This window comes from Flavobacterium sp. (assembly GCF_027484205.1).
In the GTDB taxonomy this organism is placed as follows: Bacteria; Bacteroidota; Bacteroidia; order Flavobacteriales; family Flavobacteriaceae; genus Flavobacterium.
This window is the reverse complement of sequence record NZ_JAIXUB010000025.1, coordinates 75,310-92,457: the sequence shown is the minus strand read 5'-3', so window position 1 is coordinate 92,457 and position 17,148 is coordinate 75,310. Positions and strand designations below refer to the sequence as shown.

Below are 17,148 nucleotides of genomic sequence, written 5' to 3'. Positions count from 1 at the left end.
GTATCAGGGCTAGTTGGTAATTGTCTTACACAAAATCAACCAACACAAACTTTTAAACGACTAAACTTTTAAACTTTTAAACTTTTCTCTACATTTACACCACAAACAAATCACACAATGACTTTTCAAAACTCACTTGAATTCGCTCAACAATTAGATGCTCAAGACGAATTAAAAAAATACAGACAAGAATTCATCTTTCCACAACATGATGGTAAAGACGTGATTTACTTCACTGGAAATTCTCTAGGTTTACAACCAAAATCTGCTAAAAATTATGTAGAAGATGTAATGAACGATTGGGCAAATCTAGCTGTTGAAGGTCATTTCTATGCAGAAAAGCCTTGGTGGGATTATCAAGAGCGTTTCGCTGAACCATTAAGTAAAATTGTTGGAGCAAAACCTTCAGAAGTTTCAGTAATGAACACGTTAACTATCAATTTACACTTATTGATGGTTTCCTTTTATCGTCCAACCAAAACACGTTACAAAATAATTTGCGAAGAAAAAGCATTTCCCTCAGATCAATATATGTTTCAATCGCAAGTCAATCATCACGGATTTAAACCAGAAGATGCTATAGTTGAAATTAAAAGGAGAGAAGGCGAGCATAATATTCGATTAGAGGACATTCTTGCTAAAATTGAAGAAGTTGGCGATGAGTTAGCTTTAGTATTATTTGGAGGCGTAAATTACTACACGGGACAAGTTTTTGATATGAAAACCATCACTGAAGCAGGTCATAAAGTAGGAGCAAACGTAGGTTTTGATTTAGCACACGCAGCAGGAAATATAAAATTAGAATTGCACGATTGGAATGTCGATTTTGCAGCATGGTGTTCCTACAAATACATGAATTCCGGACCAGGAAATGCTTCTGGTTGTTTTGTTCACGAAAAACACCATCATTCTAATTTACCAAGATTTGCTGGTTGGTGGGGACACAATAAAGAAAGACGTTTCAAAATGGAACCAACTTTCGATCCAGTTCATGGTGCTGATGGTTGGCAAGTTTCAAATTTACCAATTCTTTCTCTTGCTCCATATTTAGCATCTGTAGAAATGTTTGCTGAAGTAGGTATGGAAAAACTAATTGCAAAAAGAAACCAAATTACATCTTATTTAGAGTTTATTCTTCATGAAATCGACAAAGAAGTTAATAGTACATTTGAAGTAATTACACCATCAAATCAAGAAGAAAGAGCTTGTCAGCTATCTGTTTTTCTTCATGGTGAAGGTAGAAGTCTGTTTGATTACTTAATGAGTAATGGAGTTATAACTGATTGGCGTGAACCTAATGTAATTCGTCTTGCTCCAGTGCCATTATATACTTCGTATGAAGACATGTACAATTTTGGTCAGATTTTAAAACAAGGAATACTTACAATTCATTCAAAATAAAATGACAAAACAAGAAATAATAAATACTTTCGATCCTTCTCAACCAGGATTGGCCGATGCAACCATTTTTGGATTACCATTTTCATCTGAACAATCAGAAATAATAATAATTCCTGTGCCTTGGGAAGTTACAGTGAGTTATGGTGCAGGCGCTTCAGAAGGTCCAGAAGCCGTTTTAGATGCCTCTTTTCAAGTGGATTTAAATCATCAAGATTTTCCTGAATTATGGAAACTCGGAATGTATTACGCTGAAATTCCAGATTCATGGAAAAATAATTCAGATAAATATAAAGCTTTAGCGCAACCCATTATCGAAGCTTTAGAAGACGGTCAAGATGTAGCTCAAATTCCAGCATTACAATCTGATTTAGAAAAAATAAATATAGTTTGTCGTGACTTGCATACCGAAGTTAAAGAAACGGTTTTGCATTGGATGAATAAAGGTAAAAAAGTCGTTCTTCTTGGTGGTGATCATTCAACGCCACTTGGTTACTACGAAGCTTTGGCAACAAAACACGATAATTTCGGGATTTTACATCTTGATGCTCACATGGATTTACGTATTGCTTATGAAGGCTTTACCTATTCACACGCGTCAATTATGTACAACGCGTTACAAATTCCACAGATTTCTAAAATCGTCCAAGTAGGAATTCGTGATTTCTGCGAACAAGAAGTTGATGTTGTAAAATCACAAAACGGAAGGGTTTTGGTTCACACAGATTCTGATTTAAAAAAAGAAACTTTTGAAGGAAAAACATGGCAACAACAATGCGATGCAATTATAGAAACTTTACCACAAAAAGTGTGTATCTCTTTTGATATTGATGGAATGTATCCATGGTATTGCCCAAATACAGGAACTCCGGTTCCAGGCGGATTTTCTTTCGAACAAGCAACTTATTTGTTCAATAAATTAGCCGAAAGCGGAAAAGAAATTATTGGTTTCGATTTAGTTGAAGTTGCACCAAGCGAAAATGATGATTGGGATGGAAATGTGGGTGCAAGAATGTTATTTCACATGTGTGGCGTTTTAGCTAAAAACAATGGATTGGATGTTGGAGAAAAAATTGAATTTCAAAGAAAATAAACAAATTATATAAAACTTGTTTGAAATTATGTAAGGTGATTGAGTTTGATTTAAACTTACTTTGTATTATTAATTTTAAACAAAAATTGTATGAAAAATTTATTTTTATATGCATCGCTTTTATTTTTATCTTTTTTAACTTCATGTAAAAATACTGATAAGATGGGTGTTGCAGAAGACACAAAACAAGCTACTATAGACTCTATGAAAATAGTTGCTGAAAAACAAAGAATTATTGATTCGATGAAAACTGAAGCGGCTAAAATTGAAAAGCAAAAAGAAGTTGTAGTCGTAAATAATACTTCTACTCCTTCATCTTCAAATACCACAACAACTAAAAGAAAAGGATGGAGTGGTGCGGCAAAAGGAGCAGTTATTGGAGCTGGAGTTGGTGCAGCAACAGGAGCGATTGTTAGTAAGAAAAAAGGTGAAGGCGCAATAATAGGTGGATTAGTTGGAGCAGGAGTTGGAGCTGGAACAGGAGCAATAATTGATGGTAAAAAGAAGTAATCTTAATTTATTAATTTTAAAAATCCGTAGCATTATATGTTACGGATTTTTTAATTAACTTTGGTTTTTAACTTTATTTATGAAAAAACTGAAAAAAGTACTACTTCTAATTGTTGTCTTTCTAATTGTAATTGCACTCTCGCTTTTAATTTATTTGCAAACTACTAAACCTCAATACGAAGGTCAAGTTAACATAAAAAACATTTCTAAAAACACCGAGGTTTTCTTTGACGATTATGGAATTCCGCATATTTATGCTGCTAATCAAACGGATGCTCAAGTAGTTCTAGGTTATGTTCATGCCCAAGATAGATTATGGCAAATGGAATTGTTACGTAGAATTGCTGCCGGAAGACTATCGGAACTTTTTGGGAATAAAGTTTCTAAAACCGATATGTTTTTTGTAGGTCTAGGAATCGATGAAAATTCAGAAAAAGCGGTAGCCAATATTGATAAAAATTCTGAAAGCTACAAATTAGCAACAGCTTATCTTGATGGAATAAATCAATATATTGAAAACGGAAAAACTCCTGTAGAATACACTTTATTGGGTTTAGAAAAGAAACCATTCACCTTAAAAGATGTTTATAATATCTTCGGATTTATGTCTTTTAGTTTTGCGATGGCTCAAAAAACCGATCCTTTAATGACTGACATTCGTGATAATTTAGGCGCAGCATATTTAAAAGATTTTGGTTTGGATGGTTCTTTTGGAGCTGTTCAATTAAAAAGTTTTGAAGGTGAAGTTTCTAATTACTCTGAGATTTCTAAACAAGTAGCCAGTATATTAGATAATTCGCCTGTTCCTGCATTTATTGGAAGTAATAGTTGGGTTATAGGTTCACAAAAGACTAAAAACGGCAAAGTCATTTTTGCTAATGATCCTCATATTGCTTTTGCTCAACCTTGTACTTGGTATGAGGCACATATTTCTTGTCCAGATTATGAAATTTATGGCTATTATTTAGCTGGAACTCCATTTCCACTTTTAGCACATAATCGCAATTATGCTTATGGATTAACGATGTTTGAAAATGACGATATTGATTTGTTTCAAGAGGAAATTAATTTAAAGAATGATAATCAATACAAGTATAAAAATCAATATTTGAACTTTAAGATTCGTAAAAAAACAATTAGAGTAAAAGATAGTTCCGATATTGTTTTAAACATTCGAGAAAGTATTCATGGGCCAATTATGAATGGTGTTATGAATACCATTTCTACTGATAAACCTATTGCACTTTCGTGGATTTATACGCAAGAAAAAAATCAAATTCTTGATGCAGTTTATCATTTAAGTCATGCTAAAAATATTACAGATTTTAGAAAAAATATTGAACTCATTCATGCACCAGGATTGAATATTATGTATGGTGATGCTCAAAATAATATTTCGTGGACTGCTGCAGGAAAGTTATATAAATTACCTAATAATGTCAATCCAAATTTTATCCTAAATGGAAGTAATGGGGAAGACGATAAGAAAGAGTTTCTCGATTTTACTAAAAATCCAACGGCATTAAATCCGAGTTGGAATTATGTGTATTCGTCTAATAATCAAACAGAAGCAGTTGATGGTTATTTGTATCCAGGTTATTATTTGCCAAAGGATAGAGCCATGCGAATTGAGAGTTTTCTTTTTCCAAAAAACAATTGGACTTCTAAAGATGTTGAAAAAATGATTTTGGATAATACTTCAACCAATGCAGCAAAAAATGCAATAGCTATTGTGTCAAGTTTGAATACAAATGATTTTTCACGATTAGAAAAAGATGCTATGTATTCTTTAGTAAAATGGAATGGCGAAAACGAATTAACTACTATTCAATCAACAATTTACAATAAATTAATTTACAGATATTTAGAAAATACTTTTCAAGATGAATTGGGTAAAGATAAATTTTCGGCTTTACTCACTACTCATGTAATTAAGCAAATGATTGAACCACAACTAGCTAATGAAAATTCAGTTTGGTGGGATAATTCTAAAACGAAAGATAAAAAGGAAACTCAAAAAGAGATTCTAACAAAATCATTTAAAGAAACAGTTGCTGAACTCGAAAGTCAACTTGGAAATGATATTTCAAAATGGACTTGGAATAAAGTTCATACGTTAGAACACATACATCCAATTGGTAAAATAGAACTTTTAGCACCATTTTTTAATGTTGGAAAATTTGAAGTAGCAGGAAGTAATGAAGTGATAAATAATTTAATGTTTGGCTTTCCTTCTAATGGAATTTATGAAGTAAAAGCTGGACCATCAACTCGAAGAATTATCGATTTTTCTGATGTTGAAAATAGCGTAAGTATTTTACCAACAGGAAATTCAGGAAATCCTATGAGTAAGCATTATAATGATCAAGCCGAAATGTACAATCAAGGTAAATTTAGAAAAATGAAAATGAATAAAAAGGAAATTATTGCTTCATCAACTAAATTGGTTTTTATTGCTAAATAATTTGACGCATCTTTGTACTATTAAAACAATTAATAATTTGTAATTTTAAATTCGTAATTATTTAATGCAAACTCCCAAAAAAATAGCCATTGTAGGTTCAGGATTAGTTGGAACTTTATTAGGAATTTATCTTAAAAGAAGAGGTCACACTGTTCATATTTATGATAGAAGTCCTGATATTAGAAAAATAAATTTCTCTGGAAGATCTATAAACTTAGTTTTATCAGATAGAGGTGTCAAAGCTTTGAGTGATGTTGGCTTAGAGAAAGAGGTTTTAGGAATTGGAATTCCTGTCGAAAAACGAGCTATTCATGTTGGTGAAAATACAGTTAATGAACAATTTTATGGTAAAGATGGTGAAGTTATTTATTCTCTTTCTCGAGGTTTATTAAATAAAAAAATGGTTGATCTAGCTGAAAAAGCTGGTGTTGAATTTTTCTTTGAGGAAAAGGTTTGGGATGTTGATTTAACTACAGCAACGATATCAATTGGTGAAACTGAAAGAGGCGAATGGATTACTAAAGACTATGATTTAACTTTTGGTGCTGATGGTGCTTTTTCAAGAGTTAGACATAGAATGCAACGCCAGAGTATGTTTAATTATTCACAAGAATTTTTAGAAATTGGTTACAAAGAATTACACATTCCTGCTAATGCTGATGGTTCACATAAATTAGATAAAAATTCTTTACATATTTGGCCTAGAGGTAAATTTATGTTGATGGCTTTAGCCAATCTAGATGGTACATTTACTTGTACATTGTTCATGCCACATGATGGCGAAAACTCCTTTGAATCATTGCAATCAAATGAGCAACTAGTTGATTTTTTTGCTCAATATTTTCCAGATACTAAAGAAGTGATTCCTAATTTAGTGCAAGATTTTTTCAAAAACCCAACGAGTTACTTGGTTACAATGAAATGTTTTCCATGGACTTTTAGTGATAAAGTAGCTCTAATTGGAGATGCTTGTCATGCTATTGTGCCTTTTTATGGACATGGGATGAATGCAGGTTTTGAAGATATAACTGTATTAGAACAGATGATTGAAAAATATGGCGATGATTGGGCAAATTTATTAAACGATTACGAAAATTCAAGAAAACCAAATACTGATGCTATTGCAGAACTTTCCTATCGAAATTTCATGGAAATGAGTTCTAAAACCGCTGATGAAAAATTTTTACTTCAAAAGAAAATTGAAAAATGGTTTTCAGATAAACATCCCGATAAGTGGATGCCATTATACAGTCGTGTGACTTTTAGTTTACAACCTTATTCCGAAGCATTAGCAATTGGAGATTTTCAAAATAAAATCATGGAAGAAATTCTTCAAATAGAAAACATTCAAGAAAAATGGAATTCTGATGAAGTTGAAAACTTGATAATTAAATTATTAAACACAAAATAAGTTTTTGTCATTTCGACGAAGGCGAAACCACATCTTAATTCTAAAAAAATAAATAAATTATATCCTTAATTATCCTTTAATAATGGATATAAGTCCGAATTTGAAACTAATTTTTCAGTTTTTAGTTTGAATTCGTCAACAACTTCCGCAAGTGTTGAGTATTTCCAATCATTAAATTTATTTAAATAATAATATTTATCATCAGAATATATTTCTAAACAGTATCTCGATTTATTTCTACTTAATTCTTCTTCTTGAATTTCTATGATTACTTTATTAATATTTAGTTTGTCCTCAAATTTTGAATTAAAATCTTGTCCAATAATATGAAGACTATCATCAGTAAATTTTATTTCATTCACAATCGTTCTAATTTTGTTAGTTTGAAAGTAAATTCCAATTATAAAACAGATAACTATAAATATAAAAAAATAAGCTCTATAACTTCCTAGAGTTTCAGAAGAGCGACCAAAATAAAGTTTAAAAAGTGCAAGAATTACTATTAGAATCAACGGTACTAATCTTTTTGTAAGTCTGCTTATAAATGGTACATATTCTCCTTTAAATGATTTATTCATATAGCATTAAATACAATCTTTTAAAATTTTATTATTCTCTATTAACTTTTGTAAAATCGAATGCTGGTTTACAAATAGCAATATATTCACATGATTCGTCAAACGGATTTGAATATTGAACTCTTGTATTGGCTTCAATTTTAATAGATTGACCTGCTTCAAGCACAATTATATCATCTTCAATAATAAATTGTTTTTTACCTGAAATTATAAATGTGTATTCTTCAAATTCAGGTGTTTGAAAAGGTTCGCTCCATTTTGGTGGCGCAATCATGTGGGCAATTGAAATATCATCATTATTTGTAGCAACTTTTCCATGATGCTCTTCAATTAATTTGCCATCAGTAGTTGGAACAACAAAAGGTGTTTTTTGAATTAAATATTTTTTCATTAATTTTTGATGATTTTTTTAGTATAAATTTCTCCATTCGAATTCATTTTTACAATATAAAAACCTTCTTTTTTGTTTGAGAAATTAATGGTAATTTTATTATTATTGTTTTCAATAGTTTCAATTAATCTACCATTAACATCATAAAGAGATACTAAATCTATTATCTCATTTGAAATAATATTAAGTTCCTCATTTGTTGGATTTGGATATAATTCCAAGTTTTTAATGTTAAATTCTTGACCGTTTAAGTTGGAAATAAGTATCGTTTGTTGTGAATAACTAATGTTTCCGCATTTTGAAGCATTTAAGGTTACAGTATATTCACCTTCATTTAAAAAGTTATGTGTTGGATTTTCATCATTTGAAGTTGTACCATCACCAAAATCCCATTCATACTGATTTGCATTTAATGAGTTATTGTCAAAACTTATTTCACTTGAAGTAACATTAGAATAACTAAAATTTGACACAGTATCATAGTTGCCAATTTTCCAATCTGTTAAGTGCTCGTATACAATATTTTTAACAGCAAGTTTAACAAGCATTGCTTCAGCAGAAGATAAGCTAGAATTAAATGTTATTAATGTAGGATCTTTTCGCGTTAAAGTTGTGTAGAAAGTGCAAGCTGCTACATAAGAACCTGTAATTGATGGGTGACTTCCATCTGAACTATATAAATTTAAACTAGGAATATTATTTCTTATATATCTCCAAACGGCACCAACAGGCGATGTTATGGCATTATTGTCAACGGTCATCATCATATAACGTTCTCTTAAAAGATCGTCCATTCCTTCGTAAGTACAAAGTGGAGGAAAAAAATCACAATTTGAAGAATCACCATTTTGTCTACCCCATGTCATGTAAAAAACGGTTTCGGCACATGGATTTTGAGAAACAATTAAGTTGTTCAAACTTTGTGCAAATGGAAAAACTTGTGTATTGACTTGATTAATTGGGAAAGATGGTAGTTGGCTTTGCTCTTGTAGAACAACAAAATCCCAGTTTCCTTCATTAATTTTTGATAAAGAAGTTGGGTTACTATTATGTTGTTGAAGTGTGTGTCCACCTGGAGTATTGCTGTCAACAATAAAAATATCATTTGTTGATTGCCCAATATTTAATAATAATTGCGGTAAATCATTAACTTGTGTGTAACTATTTCCTAAAAAGAGAACTCTTTTACTTTGTGAAAAGATAACAAAAGTGCTAAATAAAGAAACAACTAGAAGTAAAGTTCTTTTCATTTTTTAAATATAAAATAAACTGCCAAAACCAAAAAGCACATTCCCACAAAATGATTCCATCGCAATGTTTCATTTTTGAAAAACAGGAATGAAAAAATCACAAAAATCACCAATGTAATTACTTCTTGAATGACTTTTAATTGCAATAATGAAAAAGGTCCACCATTTCCTTGAAATCCAATTCGATTTGCAGGAACTTGAAAACAATATTCAAACAATGCCAAACCCCAACTGATTAAAACAATCGTTATCAACCCAGTATTTTCAAACCATTTTAATTCTTTGAATTTTAAATGTCCATACCAAGCTAATGTCATAAAAACATTGGAAAGTATGAGTAATCCTATTGTTAAGTAACCTTTCATTAGCTAAATACTAATCACTTATTTTTTAAAAATCTTCATCAAAATTCCAAAAACACCACGAATAAAACTTGCACTAGTAACCACTTTTGTTACAGATTTACCAATAACTTCGGCTGTACTAGGTTCGTTACTTTTCTTTTCTTCTTCTTCAATTTCTTCTGATGCTTGAACAGCTTCTTCAATTTTTTTATTTAAAATTTCGTAGGCGCTTTCACGGTCAATTTCTTCGGCATATTTTTTAACCAATTTAGATTTAGCATTAATTGCTTCAATTTCAGAATCTACTAAAATATCCATTCTACTTTGTGGAGCACGAAGCATGGTTGCAGCCAATGGAGTAGGGATTCCTTTTTCATTTAAAGCAGTAACAAAAGCTTCGCCAATTCCAAGCGAAGTCAAAATTTCATCAGTTTGATAATATTCAGAAGTTGGATAATTATCGGCAGTTTGCTTGATGGCTTGTCTATCATTTGCGGTAAAAGCTCTCAAAGCATGCTGAATTTTCAAACCTAATTGCGCCAAAACACCTTTTGGAATATCCATTGGGTTTTGAGTAACAAAGTAAACGCCAATTCCTTTCGAACGAATAAGTTTAATAATAGTTTCTATCTGATCTAAAAGAACTTTACTAGCTTCGTCAAAAATCAAATGCGCTTCATCGATAAATAAAACTAGTTCAGGTTGATCAACATCGCCTTTTTCTGGCATTTGCTGATAAATTTCGGCTAACAAACTCAACATAAAAGTTGAAAATAATTTTGGTTTATCTTGGATGTCAGTTAGTCGTAATATATTAATATATCCTTTACCGTTTTCATCAATTCGCATCAAATCATCAATTTCAAAAGATTTTTCACCAAAAAAGAAATCACCTCCTTGTTGTTCCAATTCAATAATTTTTCTCAGAATTGTTCCGGTCGTAGCTGTTGAAATCTTGCCGTAGTTTTCAGAAATGTCATCTTTTCCTTCTTCAGTAATGTAATTAAGTACTTTTTTAATGTCTTTTAAGTCTAGCAAAGGCATTTTGTTATCATCACAATATTTGAATATAACAGCCATCACTCCAGATTGAGTGTCATTCAAGTCTAATATTCTTGAAAATAATACTGGTCCAAATTCAGAAACAGTAGCTCGCATTCTAACTCCATCTTGTGCAGAAAGTGTCATTAACTCTACGGGAAAAGCACTAGTAGAATAAGGAATATTTATTTTTGTATGTCGTTCTGTAATAAAAGGTTTTTCTTCACCAGGTTGCGCTATTCCTGAGAAGTCTCCTTTAATATCCATCATTAAAACTGGAATCCCAAAAGAGGACAATTGCTCTGAAAGTACTTGAATTGTCTTAGTTTTGCCTGTTCCAGTTGCACCAGCAATTAATCCATGACGATTTAGTGTTTTCAATGGAATTTTAACTTGAGTTTCTCCAACTGGTTCACCGTTTAAAATGGCTGCGCCAAGTAAAATACCCTCACCTTTTGAAGTGTAACCTTCATTAATATGCTGAATAAATGATTCTGTTATGCTCATTATATTATTTTATTTGAAATGTAGTAATAAATTTTATAGCGAAGATAATATATTTTTACCACGCTATTAATTTGAAATTTTGAATTTTTTTTTAACACTTCCCAACCTTTTATTTATTTTTAGTATCTTTATTAATAATAAAAGACATTAGTTTGGCGTTATTGAAAATAGAATGAAGATATATTTTTGTTGTTTTGAGTATAAATTTTTAAGTTTTTAACATCAAAACTGAAATATTGATAGAATAAATTCTACGATTCATTATCTTTTAAGATAATGTTATAAATAACAAAAAAAGTTTTTTTATTTAAACTAAAAAATTAAATTTGCTCCTATTCAAGTTTATTTACAACTAAAACTTATAAATTATTAAAAACTATTAAATTTTAAAAAAATGGCAAACGTTAAAAAAGAAAACGGTTCAAACGGAGGAGGAATGATAACAGGAATTATCATTGTAGCATGTATTTTAGTAGGTACTTTGGTGTGGAAATTCCTTATGGGAGCAGAATCAAATTTTGAAGGTGGTGATCCAGAAAAAGGACATCCATTAAATACTTTAGGTATGGTTTACAAAGGAGGTTTTATTGTACCGGTATTATTAGGAATGTTATTAATGGTGATTGTTTTCTCTTTTGAAAGATATTTTGTTATTGCTAAAGCTGCAGGAAAAGGTAATCTTGATAAATTTATGAGCAAGATTCAGTCAAATATCAAAGCAGGAAACATTGAAGATGCGATTCAAGATTGTGATAAACAACAAGGTTCTGTTGCAAATGCTATTAAATCTGCATTAGTAAAATTCCAAGATGTTAAAAAAGAAGGATTTAATAGCGAAGAAGCTTCAGAAATGATTCACAAAGAAATCGAAGAAGCTACAACTTTAGAAATGCCAATGTTAGAAAAACACATGACTATTCTTTCTACTTTAGTTTCTTTAGGAACTCTTGGTGGATTATTAGGAACTGTATCTGGTATGATTAAAGCGTTTGGTGCGTTAGCTTCTGCTGGAACTCCTGACCAAGCTGCACTTGCAACAGGTATCTCTGAAGCGTTAATTAATACTGCAACTGGTATTGCAACTTCTGCTTTAGCGATTGTAATGTACAATTTCTTTAACTCTAAAATTGATACATTAACATATTCTATCGATGAAGCTGGTACTTCTATCGTAAACACATACAGAAGATTAAGAGGTAGCTTAAAATAGTAGTAACTTTTTAAAAGTTGATAATTTTTCAATTTTTGAAAAACTAATAAAAAAATAAATGGCAAAAATAAAAATGTCTAAAAACGCAGCGTCAATTGATATGACGGCTATGTGTGATGTTGCTTTTCTTTTGCTCACGTTCTTTATTTTAACTGCAACAGCTAAAACTCCTGAGGCTTTACCTGTGCAAACTCCTGCTTCAACAGTAGAAGTAAAACTTCCTGAAACAGGATTAGTTACTTTGACAGTTGGAAAAAGTGAAGGAAAAAATAAAGTGTTTTTTGGAATGAAGGATAGAGATATTCGCGAAAAAACATTAGAACTAATGGGTGATAAATATGGTGTAAAATTTACACCTGAAGAGACAGCACAATTTTCTCTAATGGAGGAATTTGGTGTTCCGATAACTAATTTGAAGCAAATTATTGCTATGAAAAGTGCTGATAGAAATAAAGAAGGTTTACAACCAGGAATTCCAATGGATTCTTTGGATAACCAACTTAAAGATTGGATCTATACTGCACGTCAAGCAAATGTTGAATTAGGGAAAGATAAAGACCTTGACTTCGCAATTAAAGGCGATGCTAAACAAGAATATCCACAAATTAAAAAAATTATGGATATGTTACAGGACCAAAAAATCAATAGCTTTAATTTAGTTACTGGTGCAAGAGGTAAAGATTATTAATTCAAATAATAGTATAAAATGGCTGAATTAAATACCGGCGACGGCGGAGGCAAAAAAGGTGGCGGTAAAGTAAGAAGTAAAAAACAAAATTCAAAAGTTGATTTAACTGCAATGGTGGATTTAGCATTCTTATTGATTACGTTCTTTATGTTAACCACATCGTTATCAAAACCTCAATCTATGGATTTGGGTTTGCCTGATAAAGATGATAATGACTCTACTGAGGTTAAAACAGATCAAAGAAGAACTGTAACGGTTATTCTTGGAGATAATGACAAAATCAAATGGTTTCATGGACTTTTAGAAACACCTGAGCCTAACGGAAAACCACAAACCATAGGTTATGGTAAAGAAGGAATTCGTTCTGTATTGCTTCCAAGGGTAAAGTCGATTGTTGAAGTTACAGGTGATAAAGAAAAAGGTATGATTGTAATTATCAAACCTACTAAAAAATCTACTTACAAAAATCTAGTAGATATTTTAGATGAAATGGCAATTTGTAAAGTGCCTACTTATGCTATCGTTAATGAATTTTCTCCTGAGGAGCAAAAGTTAGCAGATGAGCTTAATAAAAAAGTAGAATAGTAATACTTAAAAAACATTAAAATGAAGTTAGATTTATTAAATAATAAATGGCTTGATATCGTTTTTGAAGGACGTAATAAAAGTTATGGTGCTTACGATTTACGTAAGAAAAACACCAATACAAATCTTCGTGCCTTTTTAATCGGTGCAGTTATTTTTTCTTTAGGTATTGCGGCTCCAGTAATTATTAATATGTTGCCGAGTTCATCTGATGGAGATGAAGCTTTAACTGATAAAATTACAACAGTTAAATTGCCACCAAAAGAAGAAAAACCAAAAGAAAATCTTCCACCACCACCGCCACCTCCACCAAAAGTGGATCAGGTGAAGTTTGTTAAGCCAGTTGTGGCTAAAACAGAGGATGTAACCGAAGAGCCACCTAAAGTAGAGGATATTAAAGATAAAAATCTTGGAAAAGAAGATATCAAAGGTGATCCTAATGCAGATATCGTTTTAACTCCTCCAGGTGATGGACCAAAACAACAAGAAGTTGTTGAAGAAGATAACACTATCTACAACCAAGCAGGTATTGAAGTACAACCTGAATATCCAGGAGGAATTGATAAGTTTAGAAGTTTTATTGGCTCTAATTTTCAAGCTCCAGAAGATGAAGGATTCAAAGGCGGAAAGATATTTGTTCAATTTGTTGTTGAAAAAGACGGTACTTTAACTGATATAAAAGTTGTTAGAGATGCAGGTTTTGGAACAAAAGAAGAAGCAATTCGTGTTGTTAAAAAGAATAAAGTAAAATGGAGTGCTGCTGAACAAAATGGTAAAAAAGTAAGATGTTCATACATGTTGCCTATTACAATTCAAGCACCTGAATAATGTTGAAGAAATTCAAAGATAATTTCAAGAAGAAATCGCTTAATGAGCGATTTCTTCTATTTATAAGAGGATTGTTTTTTTTGTTTTATTTAACATTTGGAATTATAATTATTTTATGGAAAAACTTTCCATATCCTTTAACAACAACCTATAGAGTTTTACTAGGCGTTTTACTAATTGTGTACGCTTTTTTTAGGTTTTTTAGATTCTATAAATTCAATTCTGAAGAATGAAAAAGTATATCAAATATGTTGTTTTAATATCTATAGTAGTTTTTGCTATTATATTTTCATGTGAAAAGAAAGATAAAAACGCACCAAAATCGGATACAATATTAGAGGGTAATACTTCAATTTTAGTTGATGAGACATTATTACCTATCGTTGAAGATCAAGCTTTAGTTTTTCAAAATCAGTATAATGCAAAACTTGAACTTTTGCCAAAATCTGAAAGAGAAGCTGTTTTGGATTTTTCTGAAGATAAAGCTGGAATCATTGTTTTATCACGTCAATTAAATAAGAAAGAAATTGCTGTTTTTAATCAAAAGAAAATTAAACCTAGAACAACACCTTTTGCAATTGATGCTGTTACATTCATTAAAAATAAAAAGTCAAATGATTCGTTAATTGCTTTGAAGGATGTTCTTGATTTTTTAAAAGGGACAAAAAATAACATTAAAGGTTTAGTTTTTGACAATCCAAATTCAAGTACGGCTTCGTATTTATGTAAATTAGCAGGTATTGAGACATTGCCTACTGATGGTGTTTTTTCATACAAAACTAATGAAGAAGTAATAAAATATGTTTCACAAAATGATGGGATGATTGGTGTTGTTGGAATCAATTGGATTTCTCAACCAAAACCAAATATGAAACAATATATCGAGAAAGTAAATGTTTTGAGTGTAAAAGGTGATGATAATGATTATGTTTATCCTACACAAGAGAACATTGGAACTCGAAAATATCCTTTGGCACGTGTTTTGTATATTATAAATTGTCAAGGATATGAAGGTTTAGGAATGGGGTTTGCTTCATTCATTGCTGGAGAGATAGGGCAACGAATAATATTACAATCTGGTCTATCTCCAATAAGAGAACCAAGTAGAAATATTAGAACTAGAAATCAAATAGAAAAAAAATAAATTACAATAAGATGAGCAAATTTAAAATTTTCAGTATAGCTTTGTTAGCTTCAGCCGCAGTGAGCCAAGCACAAAATTTAGATCAAGCTACTAAAGCCATTGATGCTGAACAGTACGAAAAAGCTAAGTCGTTATTAAAGAGTTTAGTATCAACAAAAGATGGAGGAAAAGCTTCTTTTCTTTTGGGAAATATTTATCTTACTCAAAGTGTAGAGGATTCTGCAAAAATATTTTTTGATAAAGGAATAGCTCTTGATGGAGGAAAAATCAATAACATTGGTTTAGGTCAAATGTTCTTGAACAAAGGTGATGTTTCTTCTGCTAAATCAAAATTTGATTTGGTAACAAAAGATTTGAAAAAGAAAGATATAGAAGAGTATATCTATATTGCAAAAGCATATATGAATGCTGACAAACCTGATTTTAAAAGTGCTATTGCAGTTTTAGAAAAAGCTAAAGCAGCAAATCCTACAAATGCTTATGTTCAATTAGCTCTTGGAGATGCTCATTATGGTGATAAAAACCAAAATGAAGCTTATTCAGCTTACAGAAGTGCCTACCAAACTGATAGTTCATTAATTAGAGCTAAAATGCAACTTGGTGTACTTTTAAAAGGAGCTAAAGCATATAATGAAGCAATTAAAGCTTTTGATGAAGTGGCTACTATTAATTCAAATTATGGACCTTTATACAGAGAGCTTGCGGAAACACATTATTTGTGGGCAAATAATCAACCAAAGTTTTATAATGAAAACATTAAAAAAGCTTTAGATTATTATGAAAAATATTTGTCTTTAACAGATTATTCTTTAGCTTCCCGTATGCGTCATGCTGACTTTTTGATCTTGGCAAAAGATTATAAAGCGCTTGAAGTTGAAGCAAATGAAATGAAAAAATTAGACAAAGTGAACCCAAGAATTTTGCGTTACTTAGGTTATGCTGCTTATGAAAATGGAAATACTGATGTTGCAATAAGTTCTTTAAATGAATTTATTAATAAAGGAACAAATAAAGTAATTAATGGTGATTACTTGTTTTTAGGACTTGCAACGGTAAAAAAATCGGTTGGTGCTGATGGAAAAACAGTAGATGCAGCATTATTAAATTCAGGAATTGCTAATGTTAAAAAAGCAGTTGAAGCTGAGCCATCTTTAGCTAATGCATTAAATGAAATTGGTAAAAATTATTTTACACAACAAAAATTGTATAATGTTGCTGCTGCAATATTTGGAGTAGCAATTACAAATCCAAACTCTAAAAATTATCTTGAAGATAATGTGTATTATGGTTTAGCTGTATATACAGAAAATAGAGGTAAAGATGAAAAAACAATTGATAAAGTAGCTCTTGAAAGTGCTGATAAAGCTATGGATAATGTAATTACTGCTACACCAACTTATCAAGAAGCATACTTATATAAAGCAAGAATCAATAGTTCTTTAGATAAAGATGATGTTATGGCTGCTACATATCAAAAATATTTAGATATGGTTTTAGCTAAAGGTGATGAAGAAGTTACTAAAAATAAAGCAAAAGTTACGGAGTCTTATAATAGTATTGCAGCTCATTATGCAAATTCTGATAAAGCAAAAGCTATTGATTATTTCAACAAAACGTTGGCTTTAGATCCAACTAACAATTATGCTTTGAGTTCTTTAAAGTCATTGCAACCAAAAAGATAATATTTATTATATTATAATATTAAA

At 30.8% G+C, this 17,148-nt stretch carries 16 protein-coding genes; 11 read left to right on the top strand and 5 right to left on the bottom strand.

What is annotated here, in order from left to right:
* Nucleotides 1-117 precede the first annotated feature (117 nt).
* The 5 genes from kynU (at nt 118) to Q0049_RS12895 (ending at nt 6,876) form a co-directional block, all read left to right on the top strand.
* A complete protein-coding gene (gene kynU, locus Q0049_RS12915) occupies nt 118-1,401 on the top strand; it encodes a kynureninase (RefSeq protein WP_298120461.1) in 1,284 nt (427 codons plus the stop codon).
* Between the two features lies 1 nt (nt 1,402).
* Nucleotides 1,403-2,491, top strand: a complete 1,089-nt coding sequence (locus Q0049_RS12910) for an agmatinase family protein (RefSeq protein ID WP_298120459.1) — start codon at nt 1,403-1,405, stop codon at nt 2,489-2,491.
* Between the two features lie 90 nt (nt 2,492-2,581).
* The gene (locus Q0049_RS12905) at nt 2,582-3,001 is read left to right on the top strand and encodes a glycine zipper family protein (RefSeq protein WP_298120457.1); all 420 of its coding nucleotides are present in this window, start codon (nt 2,582-2,584) and stop codon (nt 2,999-3,001) included.
* 79 nt (nt 3,002-3,080) lie between these two features.
* Entirely contained in the window at nt 3,081-5,465 is a 2,385-nt protein-coding gene (locus tag Q0049_RS12900; RefSeq protein WP_298120455.1) for a penicillin acylase family protein, read from the top strand.
* A 64-nt stretch (nt 5,466-5,529) separates the two neighbouring features.
* Complete coding sequence (locus tag Q0049_RS12895) at nt 5,530-6,876, top strand: NAD(P)/FAD-dependent oxidoreductase (protein ID WP_298120453.1); 1,347 nt, start codon at nt 5,530-5,532, stop codon at nt 6,874-6,876.
* A gap of 65 nt (nt 6,877-6,941) precedes the next feature.
* On the opposite strand, the gene Q0049_RS12890 is transcribed toward Q0049_RS12895, so the two are convergent.
* From Q0049_RS12890 to Q0049_RS12870, 5 genes are read right to left on the bottom strand one after another with little or no spacing between them, the layout of a single operon-like run.
* A complete protein-coding gene (locus Q0049_RS12890; protein WP_298120452.1) occupies nt 6,942-7,454 on the bottom strand; it encodes a hypothetical protein in 513 nt (170 codons plus the stop codon).
* Nucleotides 7,455-7,485: 31 nt separating this feature from the next.
* The gene (locus Q0049_RS12885) at nt 7,486-7,845 is read right to left on the bottom strand and encodes a cupin domain-containing protein (RefSeq protein WP_298120450.1); all 360 of its coding nucleotides are present in this window, start codon (nt 7,843-7,845) and stop codon (nt 7,486-7,488) included.
* Nucleotides 7,845-9,095, bottom strand: a complete 1,251-nt coding sequence (locus Q0049_RS12880; protein ID WP_298120447.1) for a T9SS type A sorting domain-containing protein — start codon at nt 9,093-9,095, stop codon at nt 7,845-7,847. The genes Q0049_RS12885 and Q0049_RS12880 overlap by 1 nt, the downstream gene beginning before the upstream one ends.
* Nucleotides 9,092-9,460 (bottom strand): DMT family protein, encoded by a 369-nt coding sequence (locus Q0049_RS12875; RefSeq protein ID WP_298120444.1) that lies wholly within the window; start codon nt 9,458-9,460, stop codon nt 9,092-9,094. Before Q0049_RS12875 ends, Q0049_RS12880 begins: the two co-directional genes overlap by 4 nt.
* 18 nt (nt 9,461-9,478) lie before the next feature.
* Nucleotides 9,479-10,987 (bottom strand): helicase HerA-like domain-containing protein, encoded by a 1,509-nt coding sequence (locus tag Q0049_RS12870; protein WP_298120442.1) that lies wholly within the window; start codon nt 10,985-10,987, stop codon nt 9,479-9,481.
* Nucleotides 10,988-11,381: 394 nt separating this feature from the next.
* Here Q0049_RS12870 and Q0049_RS12865 point away from each other — a divergent pair, with 394 nt between their 5' ends.
* The 6 genes from Q0049_RS12865 to Q0049_RS12840 all read left to right on the top strand — a co-directional run bounded on the left by Q0049_RS12865 (nt 11,382) and on the right by Q0049_RS12840 (nt 17,124).
* Nucleotides 11,382-12,197, top strand: a complete 816-nt coding sequence (locus Q0049_RS12865; protein ID WP_298120439.1) for a MotA/TolQ/ExbB proton channel family protein — start codon at nt 11,382-11,384, stop codon at nt 12,195-12,197.
* A gap of 58 nt (nt 12,198-12,255) precedes the next feature.
* A complete protein-coding gene (locus Q0049_RS12860; protein ID WP_298120436.1) occupies nt 12,256-12,885 on the top strand; it encodes a biopolymer transporter ExbD in 630 nt (209 codons plus the stop codon).
* 18 nt (nt 12,886-12,903) lie between these two features.
* Nucleotides 12,904-13,470 (top strand): biopolymer transporter ExbD, encoded by a 567-nt coding sequence (locus tag Q0049_RS12855; RefSeq protein ID WP_298120433.1) that lies wholly within the window; start codon nt 12,904-12,906, stop codon nt 13,468-13,470.
* Between the two features lie 21 nt (nt 13,471-13,491).
* Nucleotides 13,492-14,298, top strand: coding sequence for an energy transducer TonB (locus tag Q0049_RS12850; RefSeq protein ID WP_298120431.1), 807 nt, complete (start codon nt 13,492-13,494; stop codon nt 14,296-14,298).
* 229 nt (nt 14,299-14,527) lie between these two features.
* Nucleotides 14,528-15,442 carry a PstS family phosphate ABC transporter substrate-binding protein gene (locus tag Q0049_RS12845; RefSeq protein ID WP_298120430.1) on the top strand — a complete coding sequence of 305 codons (915 nt, stop codon included), beginning with the start codon at nt 14,528-14,530 and terminating at the stop codon, nt 15,440-15,442.
* An 11-nt stretch (nt 15,443-15,453) separates the two neighbouring features.
* A complete protein-coding gene (locus Q0049_RS12840; RefSeq protein WP_298120428.1) occupies nt 15,454-17,124 on the top strand; it encodes a hypothetical protein in 1,671 nt (556 codons plus the stop codon).
* The last annotated feature ends 24 nt before the right edge of the window (nt 17,125-17,148 follow it).

Coding starts and splice junctions, on each gene's coding strand:
- Q0049_RS12850 (WP_298120431.1), top strand. CDS start 13,492: ATGAAGTTAGATTTATTAAATAATAAATGGCTTGATATCGTTTTTGAA.
- Q0049_RS12870 (WP_298120442.1), bottom strand. CDS start 10,987: ATGAGCATAACAGAATCATTTATTCAGCATATTAATGAAGGTTACACT.
- Q0049_RS12910 (WP_298120459.1), top strand. CDS start 1,403: ATGACAAAACAAGAAATAATAAATACTTTCGATCCTTCTCAACCAGGA.
- Q0049_RS12875 (WP_298120444.1), bottom strand. CDS start 9,460: ATGAAAGGTTACTTAACAATAGGATTACTCATACTTTCCAATGTTTTT.
- Q0049_RS12865 (WP_298120439.1), top strand. CDS start 11,382: ATGGCAAACGTTAAAAAAGAAAACGGTTCAAACGGAGGAGGAATGATA.
- Q0049_RS12900 (WP_298120455.1), top strand. CDS start 3,081: ATGAAAAAACTGAAAAAAGTACTACTTCTAATTGTTGTCTTTCTAATT.
- Q0049_RS12895 (WP_298120453.1), top strand. CDS start 5,530: ATGCAAACTCCCAAAAAAATAGCCATTGTAGGTTCAGGATTAGTTGGA.
- Q0049_RS12885 (WP_298120450.1), bottom strand. CDS start 7,845: ATGAAAAAATATTTAATTCAAAAAACACCTTTTGTTGTTCCAACTACT.
- Q0049_RS12840 (WP_298120428.1), top strand. CDS start 15,454: ATGAGCAAATTTAAAATTTTCAGTATAGCTTTGTTAGCTTCAGCCGCA.
- Q0049_RS12845 (WP_298120430.1), top strand. CDS start 14,528: ATGAAAAAGTATATCAAATATGTTGTTTTAATATCTATAGTAGTTTTT.
- Q0049_RS12890 (WP_298120452.1), bottom strand. CDS start 7,454: ATGAATAAATCATTTAAAGGAGAATATGTACCATTTATAAGCAGACTT.
- Q0049_RS12880 (WP_298120447.1), bottom strand. CDS start 9,095: ATGAAAAGAACTTTACTTCTAGTTGTTTCTTTATTTAGCACTTTTGTT.
- Q0049_RS12860 (WP_298120436.1), top strand. CDS start 12,256: ATGGCAAAAATAAAAATGTCTAAAAACGCAGCGTCAATTGATATGACG.
- Q0049_RS12905 (WP_298120457.1), top strand. CDS start 2,582: ATGAAAAATTTATTTTTATATGCATCGCTTTTATTTTTATCTTTTTTA.
- kynU (WP_298120461.1), top strand. CDS start 118: ATGACTTTTCAAAACTCACTTGAATTCGCTCAACAATTAGATGCTCAA.
- Q0049_RS12855 (WP_298120433.1), top strand. CDS start 12,904: ATGGCTGAATTAAATACCGGCGACGGCGGAGGCAAAAAAGGTGGCGGT.